This window comes from Massilia sp. CFBP 13721 (genome assembly GCF_014842025.1).
In the GTDB taxonomy this organism is placed as follows: Bacteria; Pseudomonadota; Gammaproteobacteria; order Burkholderiales; family Burkholderiaceae_D; genus Telluria.
In genome coordinates this window covers 23,592-47,628 of sequence record NZ_JACYUY010000038.1, presented here as the reverse complement: position 1 = coordinate 47,628, position 24,037 = coordinate 23,592, and the positions used below count along the sequence as shown (strand labels likewise).

Genomic DNA, 24,037 nt, shown 5'->3' with positions numbered 1-24,037 from the left:
CCAGCGTCTATGAACGCACAATGGCAGAGAAAGAACTTATCGTCGTGTCCGAAATTACTTGACCACTACAATGCCCTTGAATTGGCTATGGTCGAGACCGTGTCAGAATGTAAGACCGGACAGCACCGCTGCACCTTCACACACTTGACGCGCCTCTGAACAACCTTTAGAAGAAAGAAATTGCTAGATCCTTGCGCCCCAACCCACAGCGACTTAGAACGCCTAACAGCGCCACATACTTGCCAGGAGAGCAACAACACCATACACTGGGCAATTCCGTCTGTTCGCTAACGGTCGCGATCTGACGTTCAGCGTTAAATATATTGAGATAGGGTTTGAACATGGACTTTAAAAAAGCTATTGCGGTTGCTTTAGCAAGTGCAAAGGATCTTCTTCCTGGAGCAAAACAATTTAACTTAGAGGGTGCAGTTATAGCTGGTGGAGATTATGAGATCACTCTAAGCTATTTTTTAACAGGGGAGGATCCGCTTGATTTAAAGGAAGATTCTACGCCAACGAATAGCCTATTTAAAATAGCCAAACTTATGGGAACGAGAAGAGAATACAAGGTCTTCATAGTTAATCGGAAAACGTTGCAGTTTAAAGGATTCAGGGCTTACAAAGAGAGCCAGTAATGATGAGTGATCGATTATTAATTGACACGAATTTACTTCTCGTTATGATAATTGGTGCCGTTGACGAAGGCAGATACATAGAAAGGTCAAAGCGGTTAGGACAATTCTGTGCTGAGGACTACTATCAGCTATGGGAATTTGCAGGTAATTACAAGGAAGTATGGATAACTCCATACATCGCCGCTGAAGTGTCTAATTTAATTGATTTGGACGGGTATGCGGGCATCAAGGCGTTTGAGTTCACAAGAGAACTATTTGCGGAATTCAAACAGGTTGAAGTATCAATATCAGAAGATTGTAGAGGCGAGCTTTTCATAAGGTTTGGCCTAACCGATAATTCCATAATAAAATTAGCTAAGGACAACGACCTTGACATTCTCACGAACGATCATCGCATGCTGGTTTCTTTATACGATGCAAGTCCTGAACATATAGTTCCTTATATCCCCATTAAATCACGTCCGGGCAACTAATTGCTTCGATCCAATTTTGCATATTCTGCAATCTAGGAGACGTATTGCAGCTCGGTCTCGCAACCTAGTGCGTATGCTCGTGCTCGTGCTCGTATCTGTCGCTCGTGCTTGTGCCCTCGAAATATCTAATCTGATAATCCAGGTGCTACTCCTCTGCTACCGACGAGTAGGATGGTAAGGGTTAACCTCGTCCTGAAACTAAATCCTGGCGTAGAACAGCCTCCGGTGAGCATTAGTTTTTTATGGACTGATTGCAATATGGGTGTGTTAGCTGAAGATTCTTTGCGCTCCCTTTCCCACCATCCTGCACTCTAACGCCGTGGTCGTACGACACAGATTTCGGAAGGTCCAAATAACCTTCGCAAATGGGACATTTCACTGCGGACGCTAACGCGACGCGGATAAACGCTTCGCTTTTGGCGTCATCAGAAAACCGCGTCCCATCAGCATCCGTGTTACCGGTCACGACCTTCCCGTCGAGGCCCGCAAACGTTACAATATCACCGTCTGTTACCGAATTGCCTTTTGCCAAGGCTTCTATAATTTGATCTAAAAGCTCTGCGTATTTATCCGCACGTTTCTGGCTGATTAACTTTTGCAGTATGGTCGCCATAAGATCTTTATGCTCGATCAGCAACGTCTCCAGCGATACGCGCACCTGAGTAAATTTCTTGAAAAAATTCCTGTCATTATTAACAAGCTTTTTCGCAAGCAGTTTTGCAGTGCCCATAAACATCGGACTTGAATGGCGGCCAGTCGGACCATAAAAATATACAGCTGGATGAAGACCAAGACTACCTTGATCATTACCCGTAATTCGGCGGATCAATGCGAGCGTCCTGTTTAAAACGTTAACCGTAGTAGAACCATCTCCATCATCCGCCATCTCAACGACAGTTTTCGGCTTGCCGGATTGATCGCGACACGCGACCAACATTAGCTCGATCAGAACCTGAAGCGCGCCACGTACACCTTTTGGGCCAGCAAGGGGAAGGTCAAGCGTCTTGATTGGCGGGTTTACCTCTGGGTCAAATAATGCGGTGTGGACCTGCTTTGCCGCTGCCTCGATCTGCATAGCTGTCGTGCTATTAAACCTTGACCAGTACCGATGGCCTTTACCTGCTCGGATCACCGCTCTCGCAGCGATTGCTACTGGTTTAAACCTGCTCTTTAGAAGCAGTTCCTCAACTTCATCAAGGGGTGTACCTTTAGTATTGATCTGGAAGAACGAACTCTCTGCCTTATCCGCATCACCTCGCACCCACTGGATTGACAACCCTCGAGTTACTACAGTATTCAAGCGCTTCTTTTCGGCCGGGTCGTCAACACCTTCTGCGCTTCGAGCTACAAAATGTTGCCATGTCCCGACGCGCTCAGCTACCAGTGCCCGGGTTCGCGCTGCCGCGCGCTTTTGGCTATCCGAAATTTCGTATCCGAAAAACGCTTGTGAGATTGGGCCATCACCATAGTCATCCTCAATCCACGCCCGTAGTACGCTCAGACGATGCCCACCATCGATCACAAAAACATTGGCTGGCGACTTCCATAAAATCACTGACGGGATGAGATCCCCATTTACGAAGCACTCTAATAATGAAACTACTTGCTCTGGCGCCCAATGATTTGTCTCCCGTTGGAAATCAGGTTTCCTCAAGCTCGGGCCCATTAATGCACCTGGGGTAAAGTCCCGCAGCGAAATAGTTGAGACGCTATCGTAATCAACGCCCTCGCCTTCGGTTGAGGCGAAGTCGGAACGTTTTATCATTGCGTCCAAATTTACCAAATTAGACTTACTTGCCATTCGCTTTTTGCCTCTTTTCTACAAACCGTTAGTATTCTTTAAACACCCATGGTCATTAGGGAGCCAACGTTCTCGCTTAAGCATTCTTAGCTGCATCAACGTTTCGTAGTAACCACGTTGAGCGAGCGCCAAGAAAACATTATATTTTCAGCAACCCAACACTTAATCTCGCTAGCGTGCCACGGAGCCGAAGTGCCGAAGAAGGGCTTATTCTCCCGACGGGTCACCGCGACTTTTCGGTCAGTTATCGCATAAAGCTCGCGAGGAACACCGCTTAACAGCTTAAAATACCACAACTAACGCTGGCTAGATAAAAATAAACCGTCGATTACTCCCTCGAGCTATCAACGGTTTATGGGTTCCACTCGAAACTAAACAACTAGTGCGTTAGAGGAGCATCGTCACTCCCACTCAATCGTCGCCGGCGGCTTCCCCGAAATATCATAAACAACGCGGTTAATGCCGCGGACTTCGTTGATGATCCGGTTCGACACCTTCCCCAGCAGCGAGTGCGGCAAATGCGCCCACTGCGCCGTCATGAAGTCCAGCGTCTGCACCGCGCGCAGGGCCACGACGTACTCATAGGTACGCCCATCGCCCATCACGCCCACCGATTTCACCGGCAGGAACACGGCGAAAGCCTGGCTGGTCGCTTCGTACCAATTAATCGGCGCCTTGCCGGAATCGATGCCGGGGACCGGTGGCAGTGCGAATGGGGTGTTGCGCAGTTCTTCGATGAAGATGGCGTCGGCTTCGCGCAGCAGGTCGGCGAATTCCTTTTTCACTTCGCCGAGGATGCGCACGCCCAGGCCCGGGCCCGGGAACGGGTGGCGGTAGACCATGTCGTGCGGCAGGCCCAGCGCCACGCCGAGCTTGCGCACTTCGTCCTTGAACAGTTCGCGCAGCGGTTCCAGCAATTGCAGGTTCAGCGTTTCCGGTAGGCCGCCCACGTTGTGGTGGCTCTTGATGGTCTGGCCTTTCTTGCCCTTGCCGGCCGATTCGATCACGTCCGGGTAGATCGTGCCCTGGGCCAGCCACTTGGCGTTGGTCAGCTTGCCGGCTTCGACCTGGAACACTTCGACGAATTCGCGACCGATGATCTTGCGCTTCTGTTCCGGGTCGTTGACGCCGGCCAGGTGGCCGAGGAACTGGTCTTCGGCGTCGATGCGGATGACTTTCACGCCCAGGTTCTTCGAGAACATGTTCATGACCATCTTGCCCTCATCCTTGCGCAGCAGGCCGTGGTCGACGAACACGCAAGTCAGCTGGTCGCCGATGGCGCGGTGGATCAGGGCTGCGGCGACGCTCGAATCGACGCCGCCCGACAAGCCGAGAATGACTTCGTCGGTGCCGACTTGGGCGCGGATCTTTTCGACGGCTTCGCCGATGTAGTCCGGCATGTTCCAGTCGGATTTGCAGCCGCAGATGTCGTGCACGAAGCGGCCGATGATGGCTTCGCCCTGGCTGGTGTGGGTGACTTCCGGGTGGAACTGCAGGGCGTAGAAGCCGCGCTCTTCGTCGGCCATGGCGGCGATGTCGCAGCTCTCGGTCGAACCCATCAGCTTGAAGCCTTCCGGCATTTCCAGCACCTTGTCGCCGTGGCTCATCCAGACTTTGAGCATGCCGTGGCCTTCATCGGTGATGAAGTCGTTGATGCCGTTCAGCAGCTTGGTGTGGTTCCGGGCGCGCACTTCGGCGTAGCCGAATTCGCGCAGCTTGCCAGTTTCGACCTTGCCGCCGAGCTGGGCGGCCATCGTTTGCATGCCGTAGCAGATGCCCAGCACTGGCACGCCGAGTTCGAACACGGCTTGCGGGGCGCGCGGGGAGTCGCCTTCGAGCGTGGAGTTGTGGCTGCCGGAGAGGATGATGCCGGCGGCGCCGTAGTTGCGCACGAAGTCGGCGTCGACGTCGTAGGGAAAGACTTCGGAGAAGACGCCGGCGTCGCGGACGCGGCGGGCGATCAGTTGGGTGACCTGGGAGCCGAAGTCGAGGATGAGGATTTTGGAGTGCATTGAGGGTAAATATAAAGAAGAATTCGGGTTTTGGTGGCAGCGTATTGCGTCGCGATTATTCACGCGGTCTCTACGCGTGGGCACGAGTGCCCACCCTACGGTGCACGACCGGCGCGGATGTTAAAAGCGGCCGCAATGGGCCGCTTTTGCTTTATTCCGAACGGTAGTTCGGCGCTTCCTTGGTGATCTGGACATCGTGGACGTGCGATTCGCGCATGCCGGCCGAGGTGATTTCGACGAATTCCGCCTTTTCGCGCAGTTCGTCGATCGTGGCGCAGCCGCAGTAGCCCATCGACTGGCGCACGCCGCCGACCAGTTGATAGATGATCGCCAGCACGCTGCCCTTGTAGGCGACGCGGCCTTCGATGCCTTCCGGGACGAACTTGTCGGCCTTGGCCGAGGCATCCTGGAAGTAGCGGTCGGCCGAGCCTTCGGCCATCGCGCCCAGCGAACCCATGCCGCGGTAGGATTTATAACTGCGGCCCTGGTACAGGATGACTTCGCCCGGTGCTTCTTCGGTACCGGCGAACATCGAGCCCATCATGACGGTCGAGGCGCCCGCTGCGAGTGCCTTCGAAACGTCGCCCGAGTAGCGGATGCCGCCGTCGGCGATGCAGGGCACGCCGGTGCCTGCGAGCGCTTCGGCCACATTCGAGATCGCGGTGATCTGCGGCACGCCGACGCCGGCGACGATGCGGGTTGTGCAGATCGAGCCTGGGCCGATGCCGACCTTGACCGCGTCCGCGCCCGCTTCGACCAGCGCCTGGGCGGCGGCCGCGGTGGCGATGTTGCCGCCGATGACGTCGACGTGCGGGTAGCGGGTCTTGATCGATTTCACGGTGTCGAGGATGCCTTGCGAGTGACCGTGGGCGGTGTCGACCACCAGCACGTCGACGCCGGCGGCGACCAGCAGCTCGACGCGTTCACGGTCCTTCTCGCCCACGCCGACCGCCGCGCCGACCAGGAGTTTACCCTGCGCATCTTTCGATGCGAACGGGTGCTCGTGCGACTTCATGATGTCTTTCACGGTGATCAGGCCGCGCAGCTCAAAGGCGTCGTTGACGACCAGCACGCGCTCAAGGCGGTGCTTGTTCATCAGGCGCTTGGCTTCTTCGGTATCCGCTTCCTCGTTCACATACACGAGTTTTTCGCGCGGGGTCATCTTGGTGCGGGTCTCGGCGTCGAGGTCTTCCTCGAAACGCAGGTCGCGGTTGGTGATGATGCCGACCACCTGCTTGCCTTCGACGACCGGGAAGCCACTAAAGCCGTGCTGGTGCTGGAGGGCGATGACGTCGCGGATCTTCATCGTCGGCGGGACGGTGATCGGGTCGCGCAGCACGCCGGCTTCGAAACGCTTGACGCGCGCTACCTCACGGGCTTGGTCGGCCGGACGCAGGTTCTTGTGGATGATGCCGATGCCGCCTTCCTGCGCCATCGCGATCGCCAGACGGGCTTCGGTCACGGTATCCATCGCAGCCGAGAGCAGCGGGATGTTGAGCGTGATGTTGCGGGTCAGCTTGGTGCGAAGGGAGGTGTCGGCCGGAAGAACATTCGAGTAGGCCGGGACGAGCAGCACATCATCGAACGTGAGTGCTTTTTGAAGTAGACGCATAGCATTTTCCTATAGGCGCAAAAGCGAATTATACAGAATGCAGCGAAAGACGTCGCACGTCGCCGAAAAAACACGGTCTACGGGCCTTTCGTTGACATGCTGGGCGAATCATGGAGAATCGCAGATAGTTACCACAGGAAATATTTGATGACCCATCGCTCCACTTTGGCCGCCCTGGTCCTGTTTTGCTGTGCCGGCCTGGCACAAGCCCAATTTATCTGGATCGGCCCCAACGGCACACGCCAATATTCCGACCAGCCGCCCCCGCCCGGCACGCCACCATCGAAAATCCTGAAAATGCCCGGCCGCCCTGCCCCGGCGCAGGATGTCCCCGCCGCCGCGCCCGCCAGCGAGGCGACGAAAGCGAAGGCGGCGCCGACACTGGCCGAGCGCGAAGCCGATTACCGCAAGCGCGCCAAGGCACGCGAAGAAGCCGATACCAAGGCGCAGGCCGAATCCCGGCGCAAGATCGCCCATGCCGAGCATTGCGAGAACGTGCGCGCAAACCAGCGCATGTACGCGTCCGGCATCCGCATTTCGGAAATCGGCGCGGACGGCCAGCGCCGTTTTCTCACCGACGCCGAACGCGCCGCAGGCAGTGCACGGACCGAACAACAGTTGAGCGAATGCCGTTGAGCCGAGACGGTTCGGGTTGTCGGATTTTCTTACATTAACAATCAGACAATTTCCACGAGTCTGCATAACTTGTTGATCTGTAAAGCACAATTCCTTTAGGCATGAAGATTGCTATTAAGTAAAGTACACTTAATAAAAGGAACATTTGTGAAAACTTTTTACGCAAGCATCACCGCCGCCATCGCCTTCGCTTTCGCCGCTCCTGCCCAAGCAGTTCCGACACCATATGCCTACCCAGGTATTGAAAGCAGCGTGCAATATGATTTCTTCGCTGCGGCGACCGGCGAGGTGCTCGCCTACTTCGTCGGCTCGGATGCTGATTACACGACGCGGATCGCGCTGCTGGTGAATGGCGTCGACACAGGTATTCATGGCCTGGACAATCAAACGTCCGTGTACGGACAAATGCTGAACTTTGGCTCGGTGAATGCCAACGACCGCCTGGTGTTCAAGCTGATCAACGTGAATTCGCCGACGGTCGGTCCTTTCTATTCGGACAAGACCTTGAACGCCGACGGCCGCAACCACATCTACGCTGCCCAGTATGGTGGCGATAGCGCCATCCCGGCAGGTTTTGCAGTCGGCTTCGAAGACTTGCCGAACGGTGGCGACTTCGACTACAACGACGAGAACTTCGTCTTCGTGAACGTGGCCCGCGCGCCGAGCGACGTACCGGAACCGGCATCGATCGCCCTGCTGCTGGCGGGCGCCGCCGGCTTCGGCGTCAGCCGCCGCGCCAAGCGCGCAGGTACGAAGTAAAAGCGCTACCTTAAACGTTCTGACTCACCCGCGCCGGCCGCCTTCGAAAACCTGCGCGGGCGCCGGCGGCAGTGGCGCGCTGACCACCCGGTTGCGGCCATCGGCCTTGGCCGCATACAGCGCGGCGTCTGCCCGCTCCATCAGCCCGGCGAGCGTTTCCCCTTGCGCCAGCGTGGCCACGCCGATGCTGACCGTGTAACTGATCGGAATCGTCGACGGCGCCAGCTGCAGCGAACGGTCGAGCGCCTTGCGCAGGCGCGCCGCGACGTCCATCGCCGTCTGGTGATTGGCGTCGGGCAGCAGCACGGCAAACTCCTCGCCGCCCAGCCGGGCGCAATAATCGATCTTGCGCACCACTTCCTGCGCGTGCAGCACGATGTCGCGCAGCACGCGGTCGCCCGTCGCGTGACCATGGGTGTCGTTGATGCGCTTGAAATGGTCGGCGTCGAACACCAGCAGCGACAGGCAGCACTCGAGGCGCCCGGCGCGCGCATGCTCGTGCTCGGCAAACGTGAAAAAGGCGCGGCGCGACCAGGCGCCGGTCAGGTGGTCGTGGTCGGCGGCATACGCCGTGTCGTGCAGGACGCGGGCATTCGCCATCATCACCGCGCCCAGGGTCAGCGCCGGCAGCGCCAGCGTGCCGGCCGCGAAAAAGACCAGGTTATAGGCGGCCGGATCGAGAAAGTCCAGCGGCGTGCCGGCCTGCAAAGCGTAGAAGATGCCGCGGCAGGCGTGCACCGCCCCCAGCGCGAAGGCGGCACGGCGGGTGAAGCGGAAAGCGTAGGCCAGGCCCGGTTCCTGCGCCGCCGGAATCGAACGCCCGATCGCGGCATAGACACTGGCATGGAAGATCGACACCAGTACCGTGCGCAGCGGCAGTATGTCGATCACCAGATGGAAGAAGGTCAGCCCGGCCATGGTCGCCAGCATGCCCAGCACGAGCGGGCGCACCGGCACGGGCGCGAGCAGGTGGCGGCGGAAACCGGCCAGCATCAGCGCCGCCGAACCGAGGAAGAGCGCGTTGGCCAGTTCGATCGACAGCAGGTCGGGCAGGATGCCGCGCGACGCGAACAGCAGCAGCGCCAGCACGGCACAGGCATTGGCCTGGCCCCACTCGTGGATGCCCTCGACCTTGCTGCTGCGCAGCGACGACAACACGAACAGCATTACCACCGACAGGGCGGTCGTGACCAGCAAGAGACTCAGCGCACTCAGCATTGGAACCTGGCGAAAAGGCTGGAACAGCGGCAACGCCGCGCGTATTCGCTTCCAAGCCGATGGGGCGACCATTGGACGCCGGGATGCTGATTGTGATGCGGATGAAAGCCCGCCAATCTTAGCAAAGAATGCCTTGAGGCATAGATTCGGTTAACACGCACTGCCGCCTACAAACTGTGCTTCAGGCAGCAGGCCTGGCCGCGCCGGCATCTTTTTTCGCCGCCCGTTTGCGACGCGAATCCTTGGGATCGGCCACCAGCGCGCGGTAGATTTCGATGCGGTCGCGCGCGCGCAATACCGTCTCCAGCGTTTTCTTCCTGGCGAAGATGCCGACCGGCTGGGTCACCAGGTTGATTTCCGGAAAAGCGGCGAGCACGCCGCTGGCCTCGATCGCCTGCCCGATGGTGGTGCCGGGCTCCACGTCGAGCATGCGCAGGAATTCCTGCGCCGGCGTGGCATAGCAGACCGAGACGCCGATCCGCTCAGCCATAGACGGCCTCGGCGCGCTTGCAGAAGGAATCGACCATGCTGTTGGCGATCATGCCGAACACCGGGCCGACCAGCTGCTCGAGGATGATGCTGGAGAACTCGTAATGCATGTCGAAATCGATCTTGCAGGCATCGGCGCGCAGCGCCTTGAAATTCCAGGTGCCTTCCAACATCTTGAAGGGGCCATCGACCAGATGCATTTTCATCTGCGTCGGGCGCAGGTTGTGGTTCGAGGTGGTGAAGCTCTGCTTGACGCCGTGGAAGTTGATGCCGAGGCTGGCCACCAGCTTGTCCTCGGTGCGCTCGACCACCTTGACGCCGTTGCACCACGGGAGGAACTTTGGATAATCTTCCACTTTTGCCACCAGGTCGAACATCTGTTCGGCGCTATAGCCCAAGAAAACTGATTTGTGCACTACTGCCATTGGTCAACCGTTTGTTATGATGTTGGACAAGTTGCATTTTTGCGCCGCGCCCTGGCGCGACAAGCTGTAGTTTAACCGACCCGCGGATTTTCGCTATTTCATGAGCATCGCTGACAATAAAAAAGCATTTTTCGACTACTTCATCGAGGACCGTTACGAAGCGGGACTGGTGCTCGAGGGCTGGGAAGTCAAGGCCATTCGCGACGGACGCGTGAACATCAAGGAAGCCTACGTCGTCGTACGCGGCGACGAGCTGTTCCTGTTCGGCTGCCACGTGAGTGCGCTCAGTACCGCCTCCGCCTTCAGCCACCCCGAAGCCCTGCGCACGCGTAAACTCTTGCTACACCGCGCCGAGATCGACAAGCTGCGCGGCAAGGTCGAGCGCTCCGGCTACACGCTGGTGCCGCTCAACCTGCACTACAAGGGCGGGCGCGTGAAGTGCGAAGTCGGCCTTGCCAAGGGCAAGAAGCAGCACGACAAGCGCGCCACCGAGAAAGACCGCGACGCCAAGCGCGAAGTACAGGCGGCGATGAAGACCAACAAGCGGTAATGTGATTCCGCGCCGGGGTCAACATCGGCGCGGTATGTACACGTCCGTTGACGCGTGGGCACAGGTGCCCACCCTACGGTGCACAACCTGTATTGGTCAACGTCGCACACCGTAGGGCGGGCATGCCCGCGTCGCAACACCTCTCAGCCACAACATCATTTGCACCGATAACAGGTGCGCACCGTAGGGTGGGCACCGTAGGGTGGGCACCCGTGCCCACGCGTAAGCTGCGATTAGCCAGCGCCGCGCTTCAAGCCAGCCTGCTCACCCTCCACGCCCCAAAACTCAACAGCAACCCTACCCCCACCCCGCACGCCAGCTTGAACGCACTGTCGAACAGCAACGGCGCCACCAGCCCCGACACCAGCGCGAACGACATCATCTGGATAAAGCCCAGCATCGACGAGGCCAGCCCGCGGTTGTCCGGGAACAGCCCCAGTGCGCTCATCTGGATGGCCGGCATGGCCACCGCCAGGCCGAAGGTATAGATCGCCAGCGGCAGCACCGCCCATGGAATCGCGGCCGGGAAGAAGGCGTTGTAGCCGATGTTGAGCACGGCCGCCGCCAGCATGGTGCCGAAGCCGATCCACTTCATGCGTGCCGGCGCCACGTTGGCTGCGCGCTTGCCGCCCCAGGCCGAGCCCGCCACCATGCCGCCGATCAGCGGGATGAACATCCAGGCGAAGGCCGTTTCCGGCAGGCCGAGGATGACCATCACGAAATTCGCCGCCGAGCCGATGTACAGCGACAGCCCACCAAAGGCCATACCCACCGACAGCGACAGCAGCAGGAATTGCGGATGGCGCAGCACCTTGCCGTAGTTGCGCGCGATCGTGCCCGGATGGAAGGGCTGGCGTTTTTCAACGGGCAGGCTTTCCGGCAGCAGGCGCAGCGTCATCGCGATCAGGAGCGCACCGAACACGGCCAGGAAGATGAAGGTCGAGCGCCAGCCGAAGTGCACGTGCAGCCAGCCGCCCACGATCGGGGCGATGGCCGGCGCCAGGCCGAACACCATCATGATGTGCGACATCATCTTTTGCGCGTCGGCGCCCTTCAGGCGGTCCTGCACCACGGCCTGGCCGACCACCGAGCCGGCGCCGGCCGACAGGCCCTGCAGCGCACGGAAGGCCAGCAGCCAGCCGAACGAGGGCGCGAAGGCCGCGCCGACCGAGCCGATCGTGTACAGCACCAGCGACACCAGGATCACGCGGCGGCGGCCGAAGGAATCGGACAGGGTGCCGTAGAACAGCATCATGAAGGCAAAGCAGAACAGGAAGACCGAGAGCGTCTGCTGCACGGCCACGGGGCCGACGCCGAAGTCGCGCCCGATGGCGGGCATCGATGGCAGATAGGTATCGATGGCGAGGGCGCCGGCCATGCCGAGGCAGGCCAGGACGACGGTGAGGGTTCTGTACATCGGGTGCTTTCAAGACGAGGCGCGCTGCACTAAGCAGCGCGCGGGGCAGCGATTGTACCGAGTTTCCACGACTCACGTCGGCGCCTGCCCGATTCCGCTTGCTTCCATGATGCGATGGTGCGATACGAAAAAAACCGGTTCCCGGGCAATCGCGTGTCATTTCGCGTCGATCTGGTTTCGAGCGGACCGAGACAGTTTTGTGATGCCCTTGCCCGTGGCCTTGCGGTCGGCACGGGCTTTCCTAGACTGAGGTTATCCGCAGTGCGCACCCAATCGCCCGCACCGCGGAACCCGGTCGGGCCGGCCTGACGCTCAAGCCTGCCCCGACGTTCGCCAATCTTTTGCGAAGGAACGATCATGCGTCCTTTATCCCTGCTGCTTCCGGCATCCCTGTTCGCGCTGGCCTGCACCACCAGTGCCCAGGAACTGCCCTACCCGCGCGACACCGCGCCGATCTCGACCGTGCAAGTGACGGCGCCTGCCAAGACGATCCGGGTCCGGCCCGACCAGGCCCAGGTGATCGGCGGCACCTATGCCATGTCGAACGGCTGGATCATGAGAGTGCGCACCGCAGCGCGCTACATCGATGCGACCATCGACCGCGAACAGCCGATCCGCCTGCTCGCGGTCGCGCCCTATAAGTTCGCGTCCGGCGACGGCAACGTGACGATGGAATTCAACCGCGGCGAATGGGGCGAGGATATGCTGATGAGCTATGTGCCCGACCCGCGCCTGGCGCAAATCGTCGTCGTCTCGTCGACGCTGGCGCAGCGCTGAACCGATCACCGGAAACGCCGGCCGATGGCTGTAGTGCCGTTCAGTGAAGCCTGGAGCGAACTTTCTGCCAGCGCTGAGCCAGGCCACACAGGCTGAGTGTCGATCATCGTAGGGTGGACCGGGCGGCGAACCGCTCGGTCCACGGCAGTTTCGTTGCACTTCTTCATGCCAGGGGAAGCCCGTATGTGCGCGCTCCGGGCTACGGAGCGCATCCCGATATGTATGAGAAAGGCCGTGGACGGAGCGGTTCGCCGCCCGGTCCACCCTACGTATCGCGCCACTCGGCGTGCGCGACCGGGCTTGGTGTTAGCTCGAAGAAGTGGCTCAGTCGCGCAGCGACATGCCGAAGCGCTCGAAGCGCGGCGCGTAATTCGTCAACATATCGGCCGAGACCAGCACGCGCTCGGCACGGCCGATCAGCAAGTTGCGCGGCACGAAACCGATGTAGCGCGAATCGGCGCTGTTGTCGCGGTTATCTCCCAGCATCATGTAATGGCCGGGCGGCACCGTCACCGGGCCGAAGTTGCGGGCGGGCGTGTCCACTTGCGGGATGAACTGGACGCGGCGCGCGTGGCCGTCTACATGTTCGGAGAGGCGCAAGGCCGGCACCTGGCCCTGCCCGGCCGGCTCCATCACCTGCTCCGCGGCGTCGTACTGCGCCGGGCGGCCATTGATGCTGAGGATCTCGTTGCGCATCTCGACCACGTCGCCCGGCAGCGCGACCAGGCGCTTGATCAGGCGCGTGCCGTCGACGGGCGAACTGAAGGTGACGACGTCGCCGCGTTGCGGCTCGCCGGTGTGGGTGACGATGGTGTCGGTGAGCGGCAGTTTCAGGTCGAACGCCAGGCGGTTGACGAAAACCACGTCGCCTTCGAGCAGGTTGGGCCGCATCGAGGATGAGGGAATCGGGTTCCAGTCCGCCACCGCCGTGCGGAACACGCCGAACAGCATCATGAATACGATAAAACCCTTGTTGGCGCGGATGAAGCCCTTCATTGCAGTCTCCCGATGTGGTGGTTGGTATCCACCACGTTATACGGGGCGATCCTTTGGCAATGCTTAAGGCTTTGACAACCCGGGAAGGCTTCAGCGCCTCTTAAGAATCGGGCCGCGCAGGCTGTACCAGAGTCCCACCAGCACCGGCGCGCCAAGCGTGAAAGCGGACACGATGTCCCAGATCCCGTCGCCCAGCAATGCGCTGACCAGGCCGATGGTGGTCGATATGCCGAGCAGGATCGGCATGCACCACAGCTGCATGAAGCCGCCTTTCATCGTCCCTCCCCCGAGCGCGCCAGCACCGGCGTGGCCATGGCCGGCGCCTGCGCGACCGCCTGCGCATGCCGCTTGACGGCGCGCCCGCGCTGCACCCACAGGTACAGACCGCTGCCCAGCACGACGATGGTCGCGACGTCGAGCAGCGCCCACAGCAGCTTCATCCAGGCGCCGCCGTAGTCGCCGAAGTGCAGCGGCTGCGAGATCAGCAGCGCCGTCAGGTACCACGGCAGGTCGCGGTGGTCGGTGATGGCGCCGGTTTGCGCGTCGATCAGCACCGGCTTGTACAGGCGCGACGAAAACGCTTCGTTTCCGCGCATGTAGACGCCGTAGTGATGCGGGCTGGCGAAGGGAGTACCCGGGAAGGCCACGAAGCCCACCGCCATGCCGGGCGAAGCGGCTTCGGCAGCCCTGACGGCCTGCTCCATCGAGGCGAGTTTGGTCGGCGCCGCCGCGCCCTTGTACGGTTCGAGCATGGCGGCGATCTCGGTCGCCTGCCAGTACTTCAGCAGCACGTCGGCCCAGGTGTTGACCATGCCGGTCGCGCCCACCACCAGCGCCCACACCAGCGTGACGATGCCGAGCAGGTTATGCAGGTCGAGCCATTTCAGGCGGCTGGTTCGGCCATGGCGCACGGTGCCGAATTCCTGCTTGCGCATGAAGGGCGCGTACAGCACCACCCCGCTGACGATGGCCACGATCAGCAGCAGCCCCATGAAGCCGAGGAAGAGTTTACCCGGCAGGCCGGCGAACAGGTCGACGTGCAGGCGGAACATGGTCGACATGAAGGCGCCGCCTTCGAAGGCGGGCTCGGTGATGACTTTCGCCGTGCGCGCATCGACCGCGATCGGCTTGTAGTGTTCGTCGTTCGGATGGTCGCCCAGGGTCACGTTCCAGATCCTGGGCTCGTCGCTTTCCTGCGACATGTACATCATGATCTTGTTCGGATATAGGGCGCGGCCGGCGGCGATCACGTCGTCCAGATTCGCGCGCGGCGGATTGGCGGCCAGTTCTGGCGCGAGCGCGGGCGCTTCCACATCGTTGCCCAGCAGGTGGCCGATTTCATGGTGATAGATCAGCGGCAGGCCGGTCAGGCACAGCAGCAGCATGAAGACGGTACAGACCAGGCTGCTCCACTTGTGGATCCAGGACCAGCGGCGTAGGGAGTGCGATGACATGGGGCTTGAGGTTCGACGATGAGCACAGATAATAATGGTTCTCATTTACAGCCGCAAGCTTTGCGCGCATAATAATGATAACTATTCTCATCTAACAAGAAACCATGAACCAGCCTCGCTTCATCCTCACTCCCCTCGCCTTTGGCGCCTTCGTGTTCGCAGCTGGCCACGCCACTGCCCAGACTGCCGCCGCGGAGACACCGCAAACCCCGATGCAGACCGTCGTCGTCACCGCATCGGCCGACGCCTCGGCCCAGGGCTTGCCGAGCGCCTACGCCGGCGGCCAGGTCGCACGCGGCGGCCGCCTCGGCTTGCTGGGCAATGTCGACATCATGGACGCGCCCTTCAACACCACCAACTACACCCAGGCGCTGATCCAGGACCAGCAAGCCCGCAGCGTGGCCGACGTGGTCCAGAACGACCCGTCGGTGCGCGTCGCGCGCGGCTTCGGCAACTACCAGGAGCTGTACGTGATCCGCGGCTTTGCGGTGAACTCGGACGACCTGGCCTATAACGGCTTGTACGGCCTGCTGCCGCGCCAGTTCGTCGCTTCCGAACTGCTCGAGCGCGTCGAGGTCTTCCGGGGCGCCAACAGCTTCGTGAACGGCGCGGCGCCGGGCGGCGGCGGCATCGGCGGCATGATCAACCTGCTGCCCAAACGCGCGCCGAACAAGGACCTGAACCAGGTCACGCTGGGCGTCGAGAGCGGCGGCCAGGCCTATGGCGCCTTCGACGTCGCGCGCCGCTTCGGTCCCGACAACCGCGTCGGCTTGCGCATCAACGGCGTGCGCCGCGACGGCGAGACCGCGATCGAAGGCGAAGAGCGCGAACTGTCGGTGTTCTCGATCGGCGCCGACTACCGCGGCAATGGTTTCCGTGTCTCGGCCGACGCCGGCTACCAGAACCACGCGCTCACCAACGCGCGCCCGAGCGTGACCATTGCCGCCGGCCTGCCGATCATCGAAGCGCCGGACGCCGACAGCAACTGGGCCCAGCCCTGGACCCTGTCGAAAGAGCGCGACGTCTTCGGCACCCTGCGCGCCGAGGTCGACCTCCCGGGCGGCGCGGTGGCCTGGGCCGCGCTCGGCGCGCGCAAGGGCAACGAAGCGAATATCCTGTCGTCGGCCACCGTCACCGGCGTCGACGGCAGCGCCACCATGACGCGCTTCGACAACGTGCGCGTCGACCGCGTCCGCACCGGCGAACTTGGTGCGCGCACCGAGCTGCAGACCGGCAGTGTCAAGCACGGCATCTCGGCCACCGTGTCCGGCTTCTACCGCGAAGAACTCAACGCCTATGCGATGAGCGACTTCGCCGGCTTCGCCACCAACATCTACCGTCCGGTGGCGTCGGCGGCGCCGTCGAATCAGTTCTTCACCGGCGGCGATTTGAACAATCCGCTGCGCGTGCAGCGCAGCATCCTGTCGAGCGCGGCGATCGCCGACACCATGTCCCTGCTTGACGACAAGGTGCTGCTGACCGTCGGCCTGCGCCACCAGCGCATCCGCGATGCCGGCTACCTGTACGGCACCGGCGCCCCTACGCCGGACTACGACGAGACCGCCAACACCCCGGTCGCCGGCCTGGTCTACAAGCCGATGCAGGGCGTGTCGCTGTACGCGAACTACATCGAGGCGCTGCAGCGCGGCACCCGCGCCAGCAGCGGCGGCTTCGGCGCCCCGCTGACCAACGAAGGCGCCGTGTTCGCACCGTATGTCTCGCGCCAGAAGGAAGTCGGCATCAAGGTCGACAGCGGCAAGTTCGGCGCCGGCGTCGCGCTGTTCCAGACGGCGCAGCCGCAAGCCTATGTGGCGAACAACACCTTCGGCCTGTTCGGCGAGCAGCGCAACCGCGGCGTGGAACTGTCCGTGTTCGGCCTGCCGGCCAAGGGCCTGCGCCTGCTGGGCGGCGCCACCCTGCTCGACAGCCAGCAGCGCCGCACCTTCAACGGCGCCACCGACGGCCGCGAGGCGATCGGCGTACCGGAAATCCAGGTGAACCTCGGCGCCGACTGGGACGTCCCTGGCGTACCCGGCCTGGCGCTGAACGCGCGCGCCCTCCACACCAGCACCCAGTTCGCCGACGCCGCCAACCTGCAAAAGCTGCCGTCCTGGAGCCGCCTCGACATCGGCGCGACCTGGTCGACCCGCCTGATGGAACGCGACGTGACGCTGCGCGCCCGCATCGACAACGTCACAGACAAGAATTACTGGGCGTCGGCGGGCGGGTATCCCGGCTATGGCTACCTGGTCGCGGGCGGCCCGCGCACGGTGACGGTGTCGGGGTCGGTTGATTTTTAATGGTACGCACGGGTGCGGGGGTACGGGAAACGCCATGCCCACGCACCAACACGTATGCGGTGGGCATGCCCACCCTACGGTGCCGCCACCGCCGAATCGAAAACGGGAGCGAAGTTCGTAGGGCGGGCATGCCCGCCGCGTTATGGAACGGATGCGGTTCGAACAGCCGCCCTTGCTGCCGCTGTCAATGCGGCTTGACCTCATCCTTCAACGCCGCTAGCGCAATCTTCTCGACCAGTCCCGGCGCCAACAGCTTGAGCAAGCGACCCAGCTTGCCCTTGGCCGTCATCACCACCTCGCGCCTGCGCCCGTTCATACCATCGATGATCAGGCGCGCGCACTCTTCCACGCTCATCGCGCCCTCTTCCTTCAAGCCGCTGGCGCCCGCCGTCTCCCCTTGCGCGTTGAAGCCGCGGTAGCGGATTTTCGTCGCCACTACGCCCGGATACGCCGTGGTCACGCTCACGCCCGCGCCTTTTAGTTCCGCCCGCAGCGCCTCGAAAAATCCCGTCATCGCGAACTTGGTGGCGCTGTAAGCCGTACGCCCCGGCACGCCCACCAGCCCCGCCAGCGACGACACGGCGACGATGCTGCCGCGCGCGCGCTTCAGGTGCGGCAGCGCCGCCTGCGTGCACCAGACCGCTCCCCACAGGTTTACCCGCATCAGTTCCTCGTACCAGCCGAGGTCCTCGACTTCCTCGAACAGCGCATGCGCCGAGCGCCCCGCATTATTCACCAGCACGTCGATATGCCCGAAGCGCTCGACGGCGCCGATCACCAGCCGCCGGCACTGGATCTGCACGCCGACGTCGGTCGGCACCGTCATGGTCTGCGCGCCGAAGGCGGCGCACTCGGCCGCTACGGCATCGAGCTGGGCCGCATTGCGCGCCGCCAGCACCAGCGCCAGGTTCGCCCCTTCGGCTGCCGCCAGCTGGCGCGCCATCTCGGCGCCAATGCCGTCGGAGGCGCCGGTGATGACAACGACCCGCGGTATACCTGCCCCGTTCATTTCTGCGTCTTGACGATATGCAGCGCGCTGGCGATCAGCCCGCTCATCTCGCCCAGGTTGGCCGGCACGATGATCGAATTATTCGTCTTGGCCAGCTTGCCGAAGGCATCGACGTAGTGTTCGGCCACGCGCAGGTTCATCGCGTCCTCGCCACCCGGATCACGGATCGCCGCGCCCACCTGGCGCAGCGCGGTGGCGCTCGCTTCGGCGATGGCGACGATGGCGTTCGCCTCGCCCTGGGCGCGGTTGATTGCGGCCTGGCGCTCGCCTTCGGAGCGGGCAATCGCCGCCTCGCGTTCGCCGCTGGCGATGTTGATCTGTTCCTGGCGCCGGCCTTCCGAGGCGGCGATCAGCGCGCGCTTTTCGCGTTCGGCGGTGATCTGGCGCTGCATCGAGTGCAGGATCTCGGCCGGCGGCGTCAGGTCCTTGATCTCGTAGCGCAGCACTTTCACGCCCCAGTTCGCGGCCGACTCGTCGATGGCGTTGACGATCGTGGTGTTGATGTGGTCGCGCTCCTCGAAGGTTTTATCGAGTTCCATCTTGCCGATCACCGAGCGCAGCGTGGTCTGCGCCAGTTGGGTGATGGCCTGGACATAGTTCGACGCGCCATACGAGGCGCGCATCGCGTCGGTCACCTGGTAATACAGGATGCCGTCGACCTGCAATTGCGTGTTGTCCCTGGTGATGCAGACCTGGGGCGGCACGTCGAGCGGGATTTCCTTGAGCACGTGCTTGTAGGCGATGCGGTCGACGAAGGGGATCACGATGTTCAAGCCCGGCGCCAGCGTCGCGTGGTATTTGCCGAGGCGCTCGACCACCCAGGCGTGCTGCTGCGGCACCACGTTGATCGTCTTGAAGACGAACACGATCGCAATGACGAAGATGACCAGCGCGACGATTTCGAACGAAAATTCCATGGGGATCCCTTATAGATGAGTTACAAACCTTGGCATAAAAAACCCCCGCGGCCCGGCGAGGGCGACGAGGGTACATGGGTCCGGTGCATGAGATCAGATGTGCTCTTAATGGTTATATATTTTGAACAAGCAACATTGGGAGTCTAACGCGTTTTGGCGTAGAGTCAATCCATTCGGCTTTTTCAGAGCGGCACAGATGGCGTCTACCCCATTTCACAGTCATACCCGGCACAGCCGACGCACATCAAACTGTTCATTCATCCGCTACGCATAATCGCAAAATTATTCCTTCTCCACTCTCCCGGGCCTCCACCATGCGCAGCCAGATCAGCGAAGAAATTACGTTCCGCAAGCTCGAGGTGCTGATTGCCTTCATGGAGGGCGGCAGCCTGAACGGCGCGGCGGAACTGCTCGGCATCAGCGTGGTCAGCGTGCACCGCGCCCTGCACTCGCTCGAGGAGAGCCTGGCGTGCCAGCTGTTCGGCCACAAGGGCCGCAACCTGATCCCGACCCAGGCCGCACGCGAGCTCGCCGACGCCAGCCGCGAAGTCATCAAGCTGATGGGCGACGCCGTCGCCGCCGCGCGCGAGACCGCCGGCTACTCGTCCGGCCATCTGAAGATCGGCTCGCTGTATTCGCTCACCAACAGCACCGCGCCCGACGTCATCTTCGACATCAAGCTGCGCCGCCCCGAACTGCAGACCGAACTCGTGCTCGGCTCGAACGCCGACCTCTTGCACAAGCTCAAGCACAACGCCATCGACGCCGCCCTGATGGCGGTGCCCGAACTCGACCCGGACATCGTCTCGATTCCCTTATTCGACGACGACATCTTCTTTGCCGCGCCCGCCGGCTCGCCCTATGCGCACGAGGCCGCGATCGACCTGCGCGCCTGCGCCGGCGAAAAATACGTCAGCCTGTCCGAAGGTTTCGTCACTTACCACGGCTTCGTCGAAGCCTTCCGGGTGGCCGGCTTCGCGCCCAGCGTGGTGATGCAGGTGAGCGACATCTTTTCGCTGATGAACCTGGTCAGCGCGGGCCTGGGCTACACGCTGCTGCCGGGGCGGGTGCGCGACGTCTTCGGCGACAAGCTGCAGCTGATTCCGCTGAAGCCCGAGTACCGCATGCGCCAGACCATCGGGGTCAATTTCCTGCGGGTGCGTGAGCGCGACCCCAACCTGCTGGCCCTGGCCGCCGCCTGCCGCATGCTGCGCCATGGGAAGGATGGCGCCGGCGGCAGCCTGGCCGCCTGACGTTTTCGCTCAGCGTAAACGTTCCGCCGGCGGCGCTAATTGATCGCCGCGCGAATCGGCGTTACCTTGAACTCGTATTGTCAGGACCACAAAACAGGCGCGCCGAGACAACGCGCCATCCGGTACCCTCGTTCAAGGCGAAGCGCATGTCCTCTCACATGATGTCGATTTACGTCCTGGTCGCGATGTTCGTTCTCGCCACCGTCCTGCCGATCAACATGGGCGTGATCGCCTTTGTCGGCGCCTTCCTCGTCGGCACCCTGGTCGCCGGCATGGAAACCAAGGCGATCATGGGCGGCTTCCCGGCCGAGCTCTTCCTCACCCTGGTCGGCATCACCTACCTGTTCGCCCAGGCGCAAAACAACGGCACCATCGACTGGCTGGTGCGCCTGGCCCTGAAAGCGGTGCGCGGGCAGGTCGCGGCGATTCCCTGGGTGATGTTCTTCATTACGGCGCTGCTGACCGCGGTCGGCGCCGTCAGTCCGGCGGCCGTCGCCATCATCGCGCCGATCGCCCTCGGCTTTGCCGCCAAGTACGGCATCAATCCACTGATGATGGGTTTGCTGGTGGTGCACGGCGCCCAGGGCGGCGGCTTCTCGCCGATCAGCATCTACGGCGGCATCACCAACAAGATCGTGCAAAAGGCGGGCTTGCCGCTGTCGGAACTGACTACCGCCTTCGTCAGCCTGGGCGTCAACTTTGCCGTCGCGCTCTTGCTGTTCCTGATGTTCGGCGGACTGGCGCTGATGCGCCGGCACCAGGGGCCGTCAGCCGGCAGCGTCGAAAATACCCCGTTCAACACCCAGGTGGCCATGCCGGCCTCGGGCCCGCAAATCTTCGACGAGGCCGAAGGCGAGGCCATGACCGAAGAGCGGCTGACCATGAAGCGGTCGCCGGATGCGCTGAATGCCAGTCCGGCCGCAGGGAAAGGCGGCACAAGTGCGGGCCCGTCCGCAACAACCCAGGCCGGCACCGAACATGCCGGCGCCACCGGGCAGCAACTGTTCACCGTCGCCGGCCTGATCGCGCTGGCCGTGCTGACCCTGTTCTACAAGCTCGACATCGGGTTCGTCGCCATCACCATCGGCCTGATCCTGTCGGTCATCGCGCCCAACGTGCAAAAGCGCGCCATCACCCAGGTGTCGTGGCCGGAAATCATGCTGATCGTCGGCGTCAGCACCTATGTCGGCGTAATGCAGAAGATGGGCACGATCACCTTTGTCGGAGAGAGCGTGGCGCACCTCACCTCGCCCCTGATCGCCGCCCTGCTGCTGTGCTTTGTCGGCGCCGTGGTCTCGGCCTTTGCGTCTTCGACCGCCGTGCTGGGCTCGCTGATCCCGCTCGCCGTGCCCTTCCTGCAATCGGGCACCGGGGTCGACGCGGTCGGTTTCATCGCGGCCATGGCGGTGTCCTCGACCATCGTCGACGTCAGCCCGTTCTCGACCAACGGCGCACTGGTGCTGGCCAATGCCCAGGGCGTGGACCGCGACGTATTCCTGCGCCAGCTGATGATTTACGGTGGCATCATTACCATCGTGGCGCCGGTCGTGGTGTGGTTCCTGTTTATCGTTTTGTAAACAAGTCATGGAGAACGAATCGATGGATCATCCTGGTCAAGCCGGCGCCGCGCGCAACTGGAACCGCCAGCAGGAAAACCGCGCCGCCCGCATCGCGCGTGCCGCACGGGTGCTGGGCAACCGGCTGGCGGGCAAGATCGTAGCCAGCGACGACATCGTCGAACTGCTGCACCAGGTGATCGAGCCGGGCGACCGGGTCTGCCTCGAAGGGAACAACCAGAAGCAGGCCGATTTCCTCGGCAAGGCGCTGGCGAAACTCGATCCGGCCCGCGTGCACGGCCTGCACCTGCTGCTGTCGGTGCTGTCGCTGCCGGAACACCTGGACGTGTTCGACAACGGCATCGGTGCGCGCCTCGACTTTTCCTTTTCCGGCCCGCAGGCGGCGCGCCTGGCGCGGCTCGCGAGCGCCGGCAAGCTCAACATCGGCGCGATCCATACTTACCTCGAACTGTTCGGCCGCTATTTCGTCGACCTCTCGCCGCGCATCGCGCTGGTCGCCGCGGAAGCCGCCGACCGCCACGGCAACCTCTACACCGGCCCGAATACCGAGGACACGCCAGCCATTGCCGAAGCGACCGCCTTCAAGGGCGGCATCGTCATCGCCCAGGTCAACGAGATCGTCGACACCCTGCCGCGCGTCGACATCCCGGCCGACTGGGTCGGCTTCGTGGTGCAATCACCGAAACCGTATTACATCGAGCCGCTGTTCACGCGCGACCCGGCGCAGATTTCCGAAATCCAGGTCTTGATGGCGATGATGGCGATCAAGGGCATCTATGCCGAATACGAAGTCACGCGCCTGAACCACGGCATCGGCTTCGATACGGCCGCCATCGAACTGCTGCTGCCTACTTATGCGCAAGAGCTCGGCCTGAAAGGCAAGATCGCCACCCACTGGGCGCTCAATCCCCATCCAGCCCTGATTCCCGCGATCGAGGCCGGATTCGTCGAATCGGTACACTCCTTCGGTTCCGAGCTCGGCATGGAAAACTACATCCGCGCCCGCCCCGACGTATTCTTCGTCGGCCCGGACGGCTCGATGCGCAGCAACCGCGCCTTTTGCCAGGCCGCCGGCCATTACGCCTGCGACATGTTCATCGGCTCGACGCTGCAAATCGATTTGCAGGGCAATTCCTCGACCGCCACCCTGGGCCGGATTTCCGGCTTCGGCGGCGCGCCCAACATGGGCAGCGACGCGCGCGGGCGGCGCCATGCCAGCCCGGCCTGGCTGAAGGCTGGAGCGCAGGCGCGCGCCGGCCGCAGCACCATCCCGCGCGGCCAGAAACTGGTGGTGCAGTTGGTGGAAACTTTCCGCGAACACATGGCGCCGGCATTCGTCGAACAACTCGACGCCTGGAAACTGGGCGAGCAGGCCGGCATGGCGATCCCGCCGGTGATGATCTACGGCGACGACGTCACCCACATCCTGACCGAGGAAGGCATCGCCAACCTGCTGCTGTGCCGCAGCGACGAAGAACGCGAGCAGGCGATCCGCGGCGTGGCCGGCTATACGCCGGTCGGCATGGGGCGCGACCGGCGCATGGTGGACAACTTGCGCGAGCGCGGCATCATCCGCCGCCCCGAAGACCTCGGCATCGACAAGCGCCTCGCCACGCGCGACCTGCTGGCGGCCAAGAACATGAAAGACCTGGTGCGCGCCTCCGGCGGGCTGTACGACCCGCCGAAGCGCTTCCGCAACTGGTAACGAGGCATAAACAAAGGACCCG

At 62.0% G+C, this 24,037-nt stretch carries 22 protein-coding genes; 10 read left to right on the top strand and 12 right to left on the bottom strand.

The window, feature by feature from the left end; genetic code table 11:
• Positions 1–341: 341 nt before the first annotated feature.
• Both IFT60_RS24755 and IFT60_RS24750 read left to right on the top strand, forming a co-directional pair.
• The gene (locus IFT60_RS24755; protein WP_192056775.1) at positions 342–635 is read left to right on the top strand and encodes a hypothetical protein; all 294 of its coding nucleotides are present in this window, start codon (positions 342–344) and stop codon (positions 633–635) included.
• Positions 635–1,108: a PIN domain-containing protein gene (locus tag IFT60_RS24750; protein ID WP_192056774.1), complete on the top strand. Its 474-nt coding sequence runs from the start codon at positions 635–637 to the stop codon at positions 1,106–1,108. Before IFT60_RS24755 ends, IFT60_RS24750 begins: the two co-directional genes overlap by 1 nt.
• Positions 1,109–1,340: 232 nt before the next feature.
• Here the strand turns inward: IFT60_RS24750 and IFT60_RS24745 are convergent, their stop codons facing one another.
• The 3 genes from IFT60_RS24745 to guaB all read right to left on the bottom strand — a co-directional run bounded on the left by IFT60_RS24745 (position 1,341) and on the right by guaB (position 6,533).
• Positions 1,341–2,909 (bottom strand): GmrSD restriction endonuclease domain-containing protein, encoded by a 1,569-nt coding sequence (locus IFT60_RS24745; RefSeq protein WP_192056773.1) that lies wholly within the window; start codon positions 2,907–2,909, stop codon positions 1,341–1,343.
• A gap of 401 nt (positions 2,910–3,310) precedes the next feature.
• Positions 3,311–4,921: a glutamine-hydrolyzing GMP synthase gene (gene guaA / locus IFT60_RS24740; RefSeq protein WP_192056772.1), complete on the bottom strand. Its 1,611-nt coding sequence runs from the start codon at positions 4,919–4,921 to the stop codon at positions 3,311–3,313.
• Positions 4,922–5,072: 151 nt separating this feature from the next.
• A complete protein-coding gene (gene guaB, locus IFT60_RS24735) occupies positions 5,073–6,533 on the bottom strand; it encodes an IMP dehydrogenase (protein WP_192056771.1) in 1,461 nt (486 codons plus the stop codon).
• 147 nt (positions 6,534–6,680) lie between these two features.
• Between guaB and IFT60_RS24730 the strand changes: the two genes are divergently transcribed.
• Complete coding sequence (locus IFT60_RS24730) at positions 6,681–7,169, top strand: DUF4124 domain-containing protein (protein WP_192056770.1); 489 nt, start codon at positions 6,681–6,683, stop codon at positions 7,167–7,169.
• 108 nt (positions 7,170–7,277) lie between these two features.
• On the top strand, positions 7,278–7,928 hold the full coding sequence (locus tag IFT60_RS24725) for a DUF4114 domain-containing protein (protein ID WP_192056769.1): 651 nt from the start codon (positions 7,278–7,280) through the stop codon (positions 7,926–7,928).
• Between the two features lie 24 nt (positions 7,929–7,952).
• On the opposite strand, the gene IFT60_RS24720 is transcribed toward IFT60_RS24725, so the two are convergent.
• The 3 genes from IFT60_RS24720 to IFT60_RS24710 form a co-directional block, all read right to left on the bottom strand.
• Positions 7,953–9,146 carry a GGDEF domain-containing protein gene (locus IFT60_RS24720; protein ID WP_192056768.1) on the bottom strand — a complete coding sequence of 398 codons (1,194 nt, stop codon included), beginning with the start codon at positions 9,144–9,146 and terminating at the stop codon, positions 7,953–7,955.
• Positions 9,147–9,327: 181 nt separating this feature from the next.
• Positions 9,328–9,636, bottom strand: coding sequence for an RnfH family protein (locus IFT60_RS24715; protein ID WP_192056767.1), 309 nt, complete (start codon positions 9,634–9,636; stop codon positions 9,328–9,330).
• Positions 9,629–10,060: a type II toxin-antitoxin system RatA family toxin gene (locus IFT60_RS24710; RefSeq protein WP_192056766.1), complete on the bottom strand. Its 432-nt coding sequence runs from the start codon at positions 10,058–10,060 to the stop codon at positions 9,629–9,631. Before IFT60_RS24710 ends, IFT60_RS24715 begins: the two co-directional genes overlap by 8 nt.
• A gap of 100 nt (positions 10,061–10,160) precedes the next feature.
• Between IFT60_RS24710 and smpB the strand changes: the two genes are divergently transcribed.
• Positions 10,161–10,610 carry an SsrA-binding protein SmpB gene (smpB, locus tag IFT60_RS24705; protein ID WP_192056765.1) on the top strand — a complete coding sequence of 150 codons (450 nt, stop codon included), beginning with the start codon at positions 10,161–10,163 and terminating at the stop codon, positions 10,608–10,610.
• Positions 10,611–10,860: 250 nt separating this feature from the next.
• Here the strand turns inward: smpB and IFT60_RS24700 are convergent, their stop codons facing one another.
• Positions 10,861–12,027 (bottom strand): multidrug effflux MFS transporter, encoded by a 1,167-nt coding sequence (locus IFT60_RS24700; protein WP_192056764.1) that lies wholly within the window; start codon positions 12,025–12,027, stop codon positions 10,861–10,863.
• A 357-nt stretch (positions 12,028–12,384) separates the two neighbouring features.
• Here IFT60_RS24700 and IFT60_RS24695 point away from each other — a divergent pair, with 357 nt between their 5' ends.
• Positions 12,385–12,804, top strand: a complete 420-nt coding sequence (locus tag IFT60_RS24695; RefSeq protein ID WP_192056763.1) for a hypothetical protein — start codon at positions 12,385–12,387, stop codon at positions 12,802–12,804.
• A gap of 324 nt (positions 12,805–13,128) precedes the next feature.
• Here the strand turns inward: IFT60_RS24695 and lepB are convergent, their stop codons facing one another.
• The 3 genes from lepB to IFT60_RS24680 all read right to left on the bottom strand — a co-directional run bounded on the left by lepB (position 13,129) and on the right by IFT60_RS24680 (position 15,254).
• A complete protein-coding gene (gene lepB, locus IFT60_RS24690; protein ID WP_192056762.1) occupies positions 13,129–13,800 on the bottom strand; it encodes a signal peptidase I in 672 nt (223 codons plus the stop codon).
• A 90-nt stretch (positions 13,801–13,890) separates the two neighbouring features.
• Positions 13,891–14,076 (bottom strand): hypothetical protein, encoded by a 186-nt coding sequence (locus IFT60_RS24685; protein WP_192056761.1) that lies wholly within the window; start codon positions 14,074–14,076, stop codon positions 13,891–13,893.
• Positions 14,073–15,254 (bottom strand): PepSY-associated TM helix domain-containing protein, encoded by a 1,182-nt coding sequence (locus IFT60_RS24680; protein ID WP_192056760.1) that lies wholly within the window; start codon positions 15,252–15,254, stop codon positions 14,073–14,075. Before IFT60_RS24680 ends, IFT60_RS24685 begins: the two co-directional genes overlap by 4 nt.
• A gap of 104 nt (positions 15,255–15,358) precedes the next feature.
• On the opposite strand from IFT60_RS24680, the gene IFT60_RS24675 reads away from it, so the two are divergent.
• Positions 15,359–17,554, top strand: coding sequence for a TonB-dependent receptor (locus tag IFT60_RS24675; protein WP_192056759.1), 2,196 nt, complete (start codon positions 15,359–15,361; stop codon positions 17,552–17,554).
• 184 nt (positions 17,555–17,738) lie between these two features.
• Here the strand turns inward: IFT60_RS24675 and IFT60_RS24670 are convergent, their stop codons facing one another.
• Positions 17,739–18,563, bottom strand: coding sequence for an SDR family oxidoreductase (locus IFT60_RS24670; RefSeq protein ID WP_192056758.1), 825 nt, complete (start codon positions 18,561–18,563; stop codon positions 17,739–17,741).
• Positions 18,560–19,480 carry an SPFH domain-containing protein gene (locus tag IFT60_RS24665; RefSeq protein WP_192056757.1) on the bottom strand — a complete coding sequence of 307 codons (921 nt, stop codon included), beginning with the start codon at positions 19,478–19,480 and terminating at the stop codon, positions 18,560–18,562. The genes IFT60_RS24670 and IFT60_RS24665 overlap by 4 nt, the downstream gene beginning before the upstream one ends.
• Positions 19,481–19,794: 314 nt before the next feature.
• Here IFT60_RS24665 and IFT60_RS24660 point away from each other — a divergent pair, with 314 nt between their 5' ends.
• The 3 genes from IFT60_RS24660 (at position 19,795) to mdcA (ending at position 24,015) form a co-directional block, all read left to right on the top strand.
• The gene (locus IFT60_RS24660; RefSeq protein ID WP_192056756.1) at positions 19,795–20,733 is read left to right on the top strand and encodes a LysR family transcriptional regulator; all 939 of its coding nucleotides are present in this window, start codon (positions 19,795–19,797) and stop codon (positions 20,731–20,733) included.
• 146 nt (positions 20,734–20,879) lie between these two features.
• Entirely contained in the window at positions 20,880–22,310 is a 1,431-nt protein-coding gene (locus IFT60_RS24655; protein ID WP_192056755.1) for an SLC13 family permease, read from the top strand.
• A 22-nt stretch (positions 22,311–22,332) separates the two neighbouring features.
• A complete protein-coding gene (gene mdcA, locus IFT60_RS24650; RefSeq protein WP_192056754.1) occupies positions 22,333–24,015 on the top strand; it encodes a malonate decarboxylase subunit alpha in 1,683 nt (560 codons plus the stop codon).
• Positions 24,016–24,037: the final 22 nt, after the last annotated feature.

What these genes read in the sequence shown, in the direction of transcription:
- IFT60_RS24710 (WP_192056766.1), bottom strand. Translation starts at nt 10,060, where the DNA reads ATGGCAGTAGTGCACAAATCAGTTTTCTTGGGCTATAGCGCCGAACAG.
- IFT60_RS24665 (WP_192056757.1), bottom strand. Translation starts at nt 19,480, where the DNA reads ATGGAATTTTCGTTCGAAATCGTCGCGCTGGTCATCTTCGTCATTGCG.
- IFT60_RS24715 (WP_192056767.1), bottom strand. Translation starts at nt 9,636, where the DNA reads ATGGCTGAGCGGATCGGCGTCTCGGTCTGCTATGCCACGCCGGCGCAG.
- IFT60_RS24655 (WP_192056755.1), top strand. Translation starts at nt 20,880, where the DNA reads ATGTCCTCTCACATGATGTCGATTTACGTCCTGGTCGCGATGTTCGTT.
- IFT60_RS24745 (WP_192056773.1), bottom strand. Translation starts at nt 2,909, where the DNA reads ATGGCAAGTAAGTCTAATTTGGTAAATTTGGACGCAATGATAAAACGT.
- IFT60_RS24670 (WP_192056758.1), bottom strand. Translation starts at nt 18,563, where the DNA reads ATGAACGGGGCAGGTATACCGCGGGTCGTTGTCATCACCGGCGCCTCC.
- IFT60_RS24695 (WP_192056763.1), top strand. Translation starts at nt 12,385, where the DNA reads ATGCGTCCTTTATCCCTGCTGCTTCCGGCATCCCTGTTCGCGCTGGCC.
- IFT60_RS24700 (WP_192056764.1), bottom strand. Translation starts at nt 12,027, where the DNA reads ATGTACAGAACCCTCACCGTCGTCCTGGCCTGCCTCGGCATGGCCGGC.
- IFT60_RS24675 (WP_192056759.1), top strand. Translation starts at nt 15,359, where the DNA reads ATGAACCAGCCTCGCTTCATCCTCACTCCCCTCGCCTTTGGCGCCTTC.
- IFT60_RS24685 (WP_192056761.1), bottom strand. Translation starts at nt 14,076, where the DNA reads ATGAAAGGCGGCTTCATGCAGCTGTGGTGCATGCCGATCCTGCTCGGC.
- IFT60_RS24680 (WP_192056760.1), bottom strand. Translation starts at nt 15,254, where the DNA reads ATGTCATCGCACTCCCTACGCCGCTGGTCCTGGATCCACAAGTGGAGC.
- mdcA (WP_192056754.1), top strand. Translation starts at nt 22,333, where the DNA reads ATGGATCATCCTGGTCAAGCCGGCGCCGCGCGCAACTGGAACCGCCAG.
- IFT60_RS24755 (WP_192056775.1), top strand. Translation starts at nt 342, where the DNA reads ATGGACTTTAAAAAAGCTATTGCGGTTGCTTTAGCAAGTGCAAAGGAT.
- IFT60_RS24720 (WP_192056768.1), bottom strand. Translation starts at nt 9,146, where the DNA reads ATGCTGAGTGCGCTGAGTCTCTTGCTGGTCACGACCGCCCTGTCGGTG.
- IFT60_RS24730 (WP_192056770.1), top strand. Translation starts at nt 6,681, where the DNA reads ATGACCCATCGCTCCACTTTGGCCGCCCTGGTCCTGTTTTGCTGTGCC.
- IFT60_RS24660 (WP_192056756.1), top strand. Translation starts at nt 19,795, where the DNA reads ATGCGCAGCCAGATCAGCGAAGAAATTACGTTCCGCAAGCTCGAGGTG.
- guaB (WP_192056771.1), bottom strand. Translation starts at nt 6,533, where the DNA reads ATGCGTCTACTTCAAAAAGCACTCACGTTCGATGATGTGCTGCTCGTC.
- smpB (WP_192056765.1), top strand. Translation starts at nt 10,161, where the DNA reads ATGAGCATCGCTGACAATAAAAAAGCATTTTTCGACTACTTCATCGAG.
- guaA (WP_192056772.1), bottom strand. Translation starts at nt 4,921, where the DNA reads ATGCACTCCAAAATCCTCATCCTCGACTTCGGCTCCCAGGTCACCCAA.
- lepB (WP_192056762.1), bottom strand. Translation starts at nt 13,800, where the DNA reads ATGAAGGGCTTCATCCGCGCCAACAAGGGTTTTATCGTATTCATGATG.
- IFT60_RS24750 (WP_192056774.1), top strand. Translation starts at nt 635, where the DNA reads ATGATGAGTGATCGATTATTAATTGACACGAATTTACTTCTCGTTATG.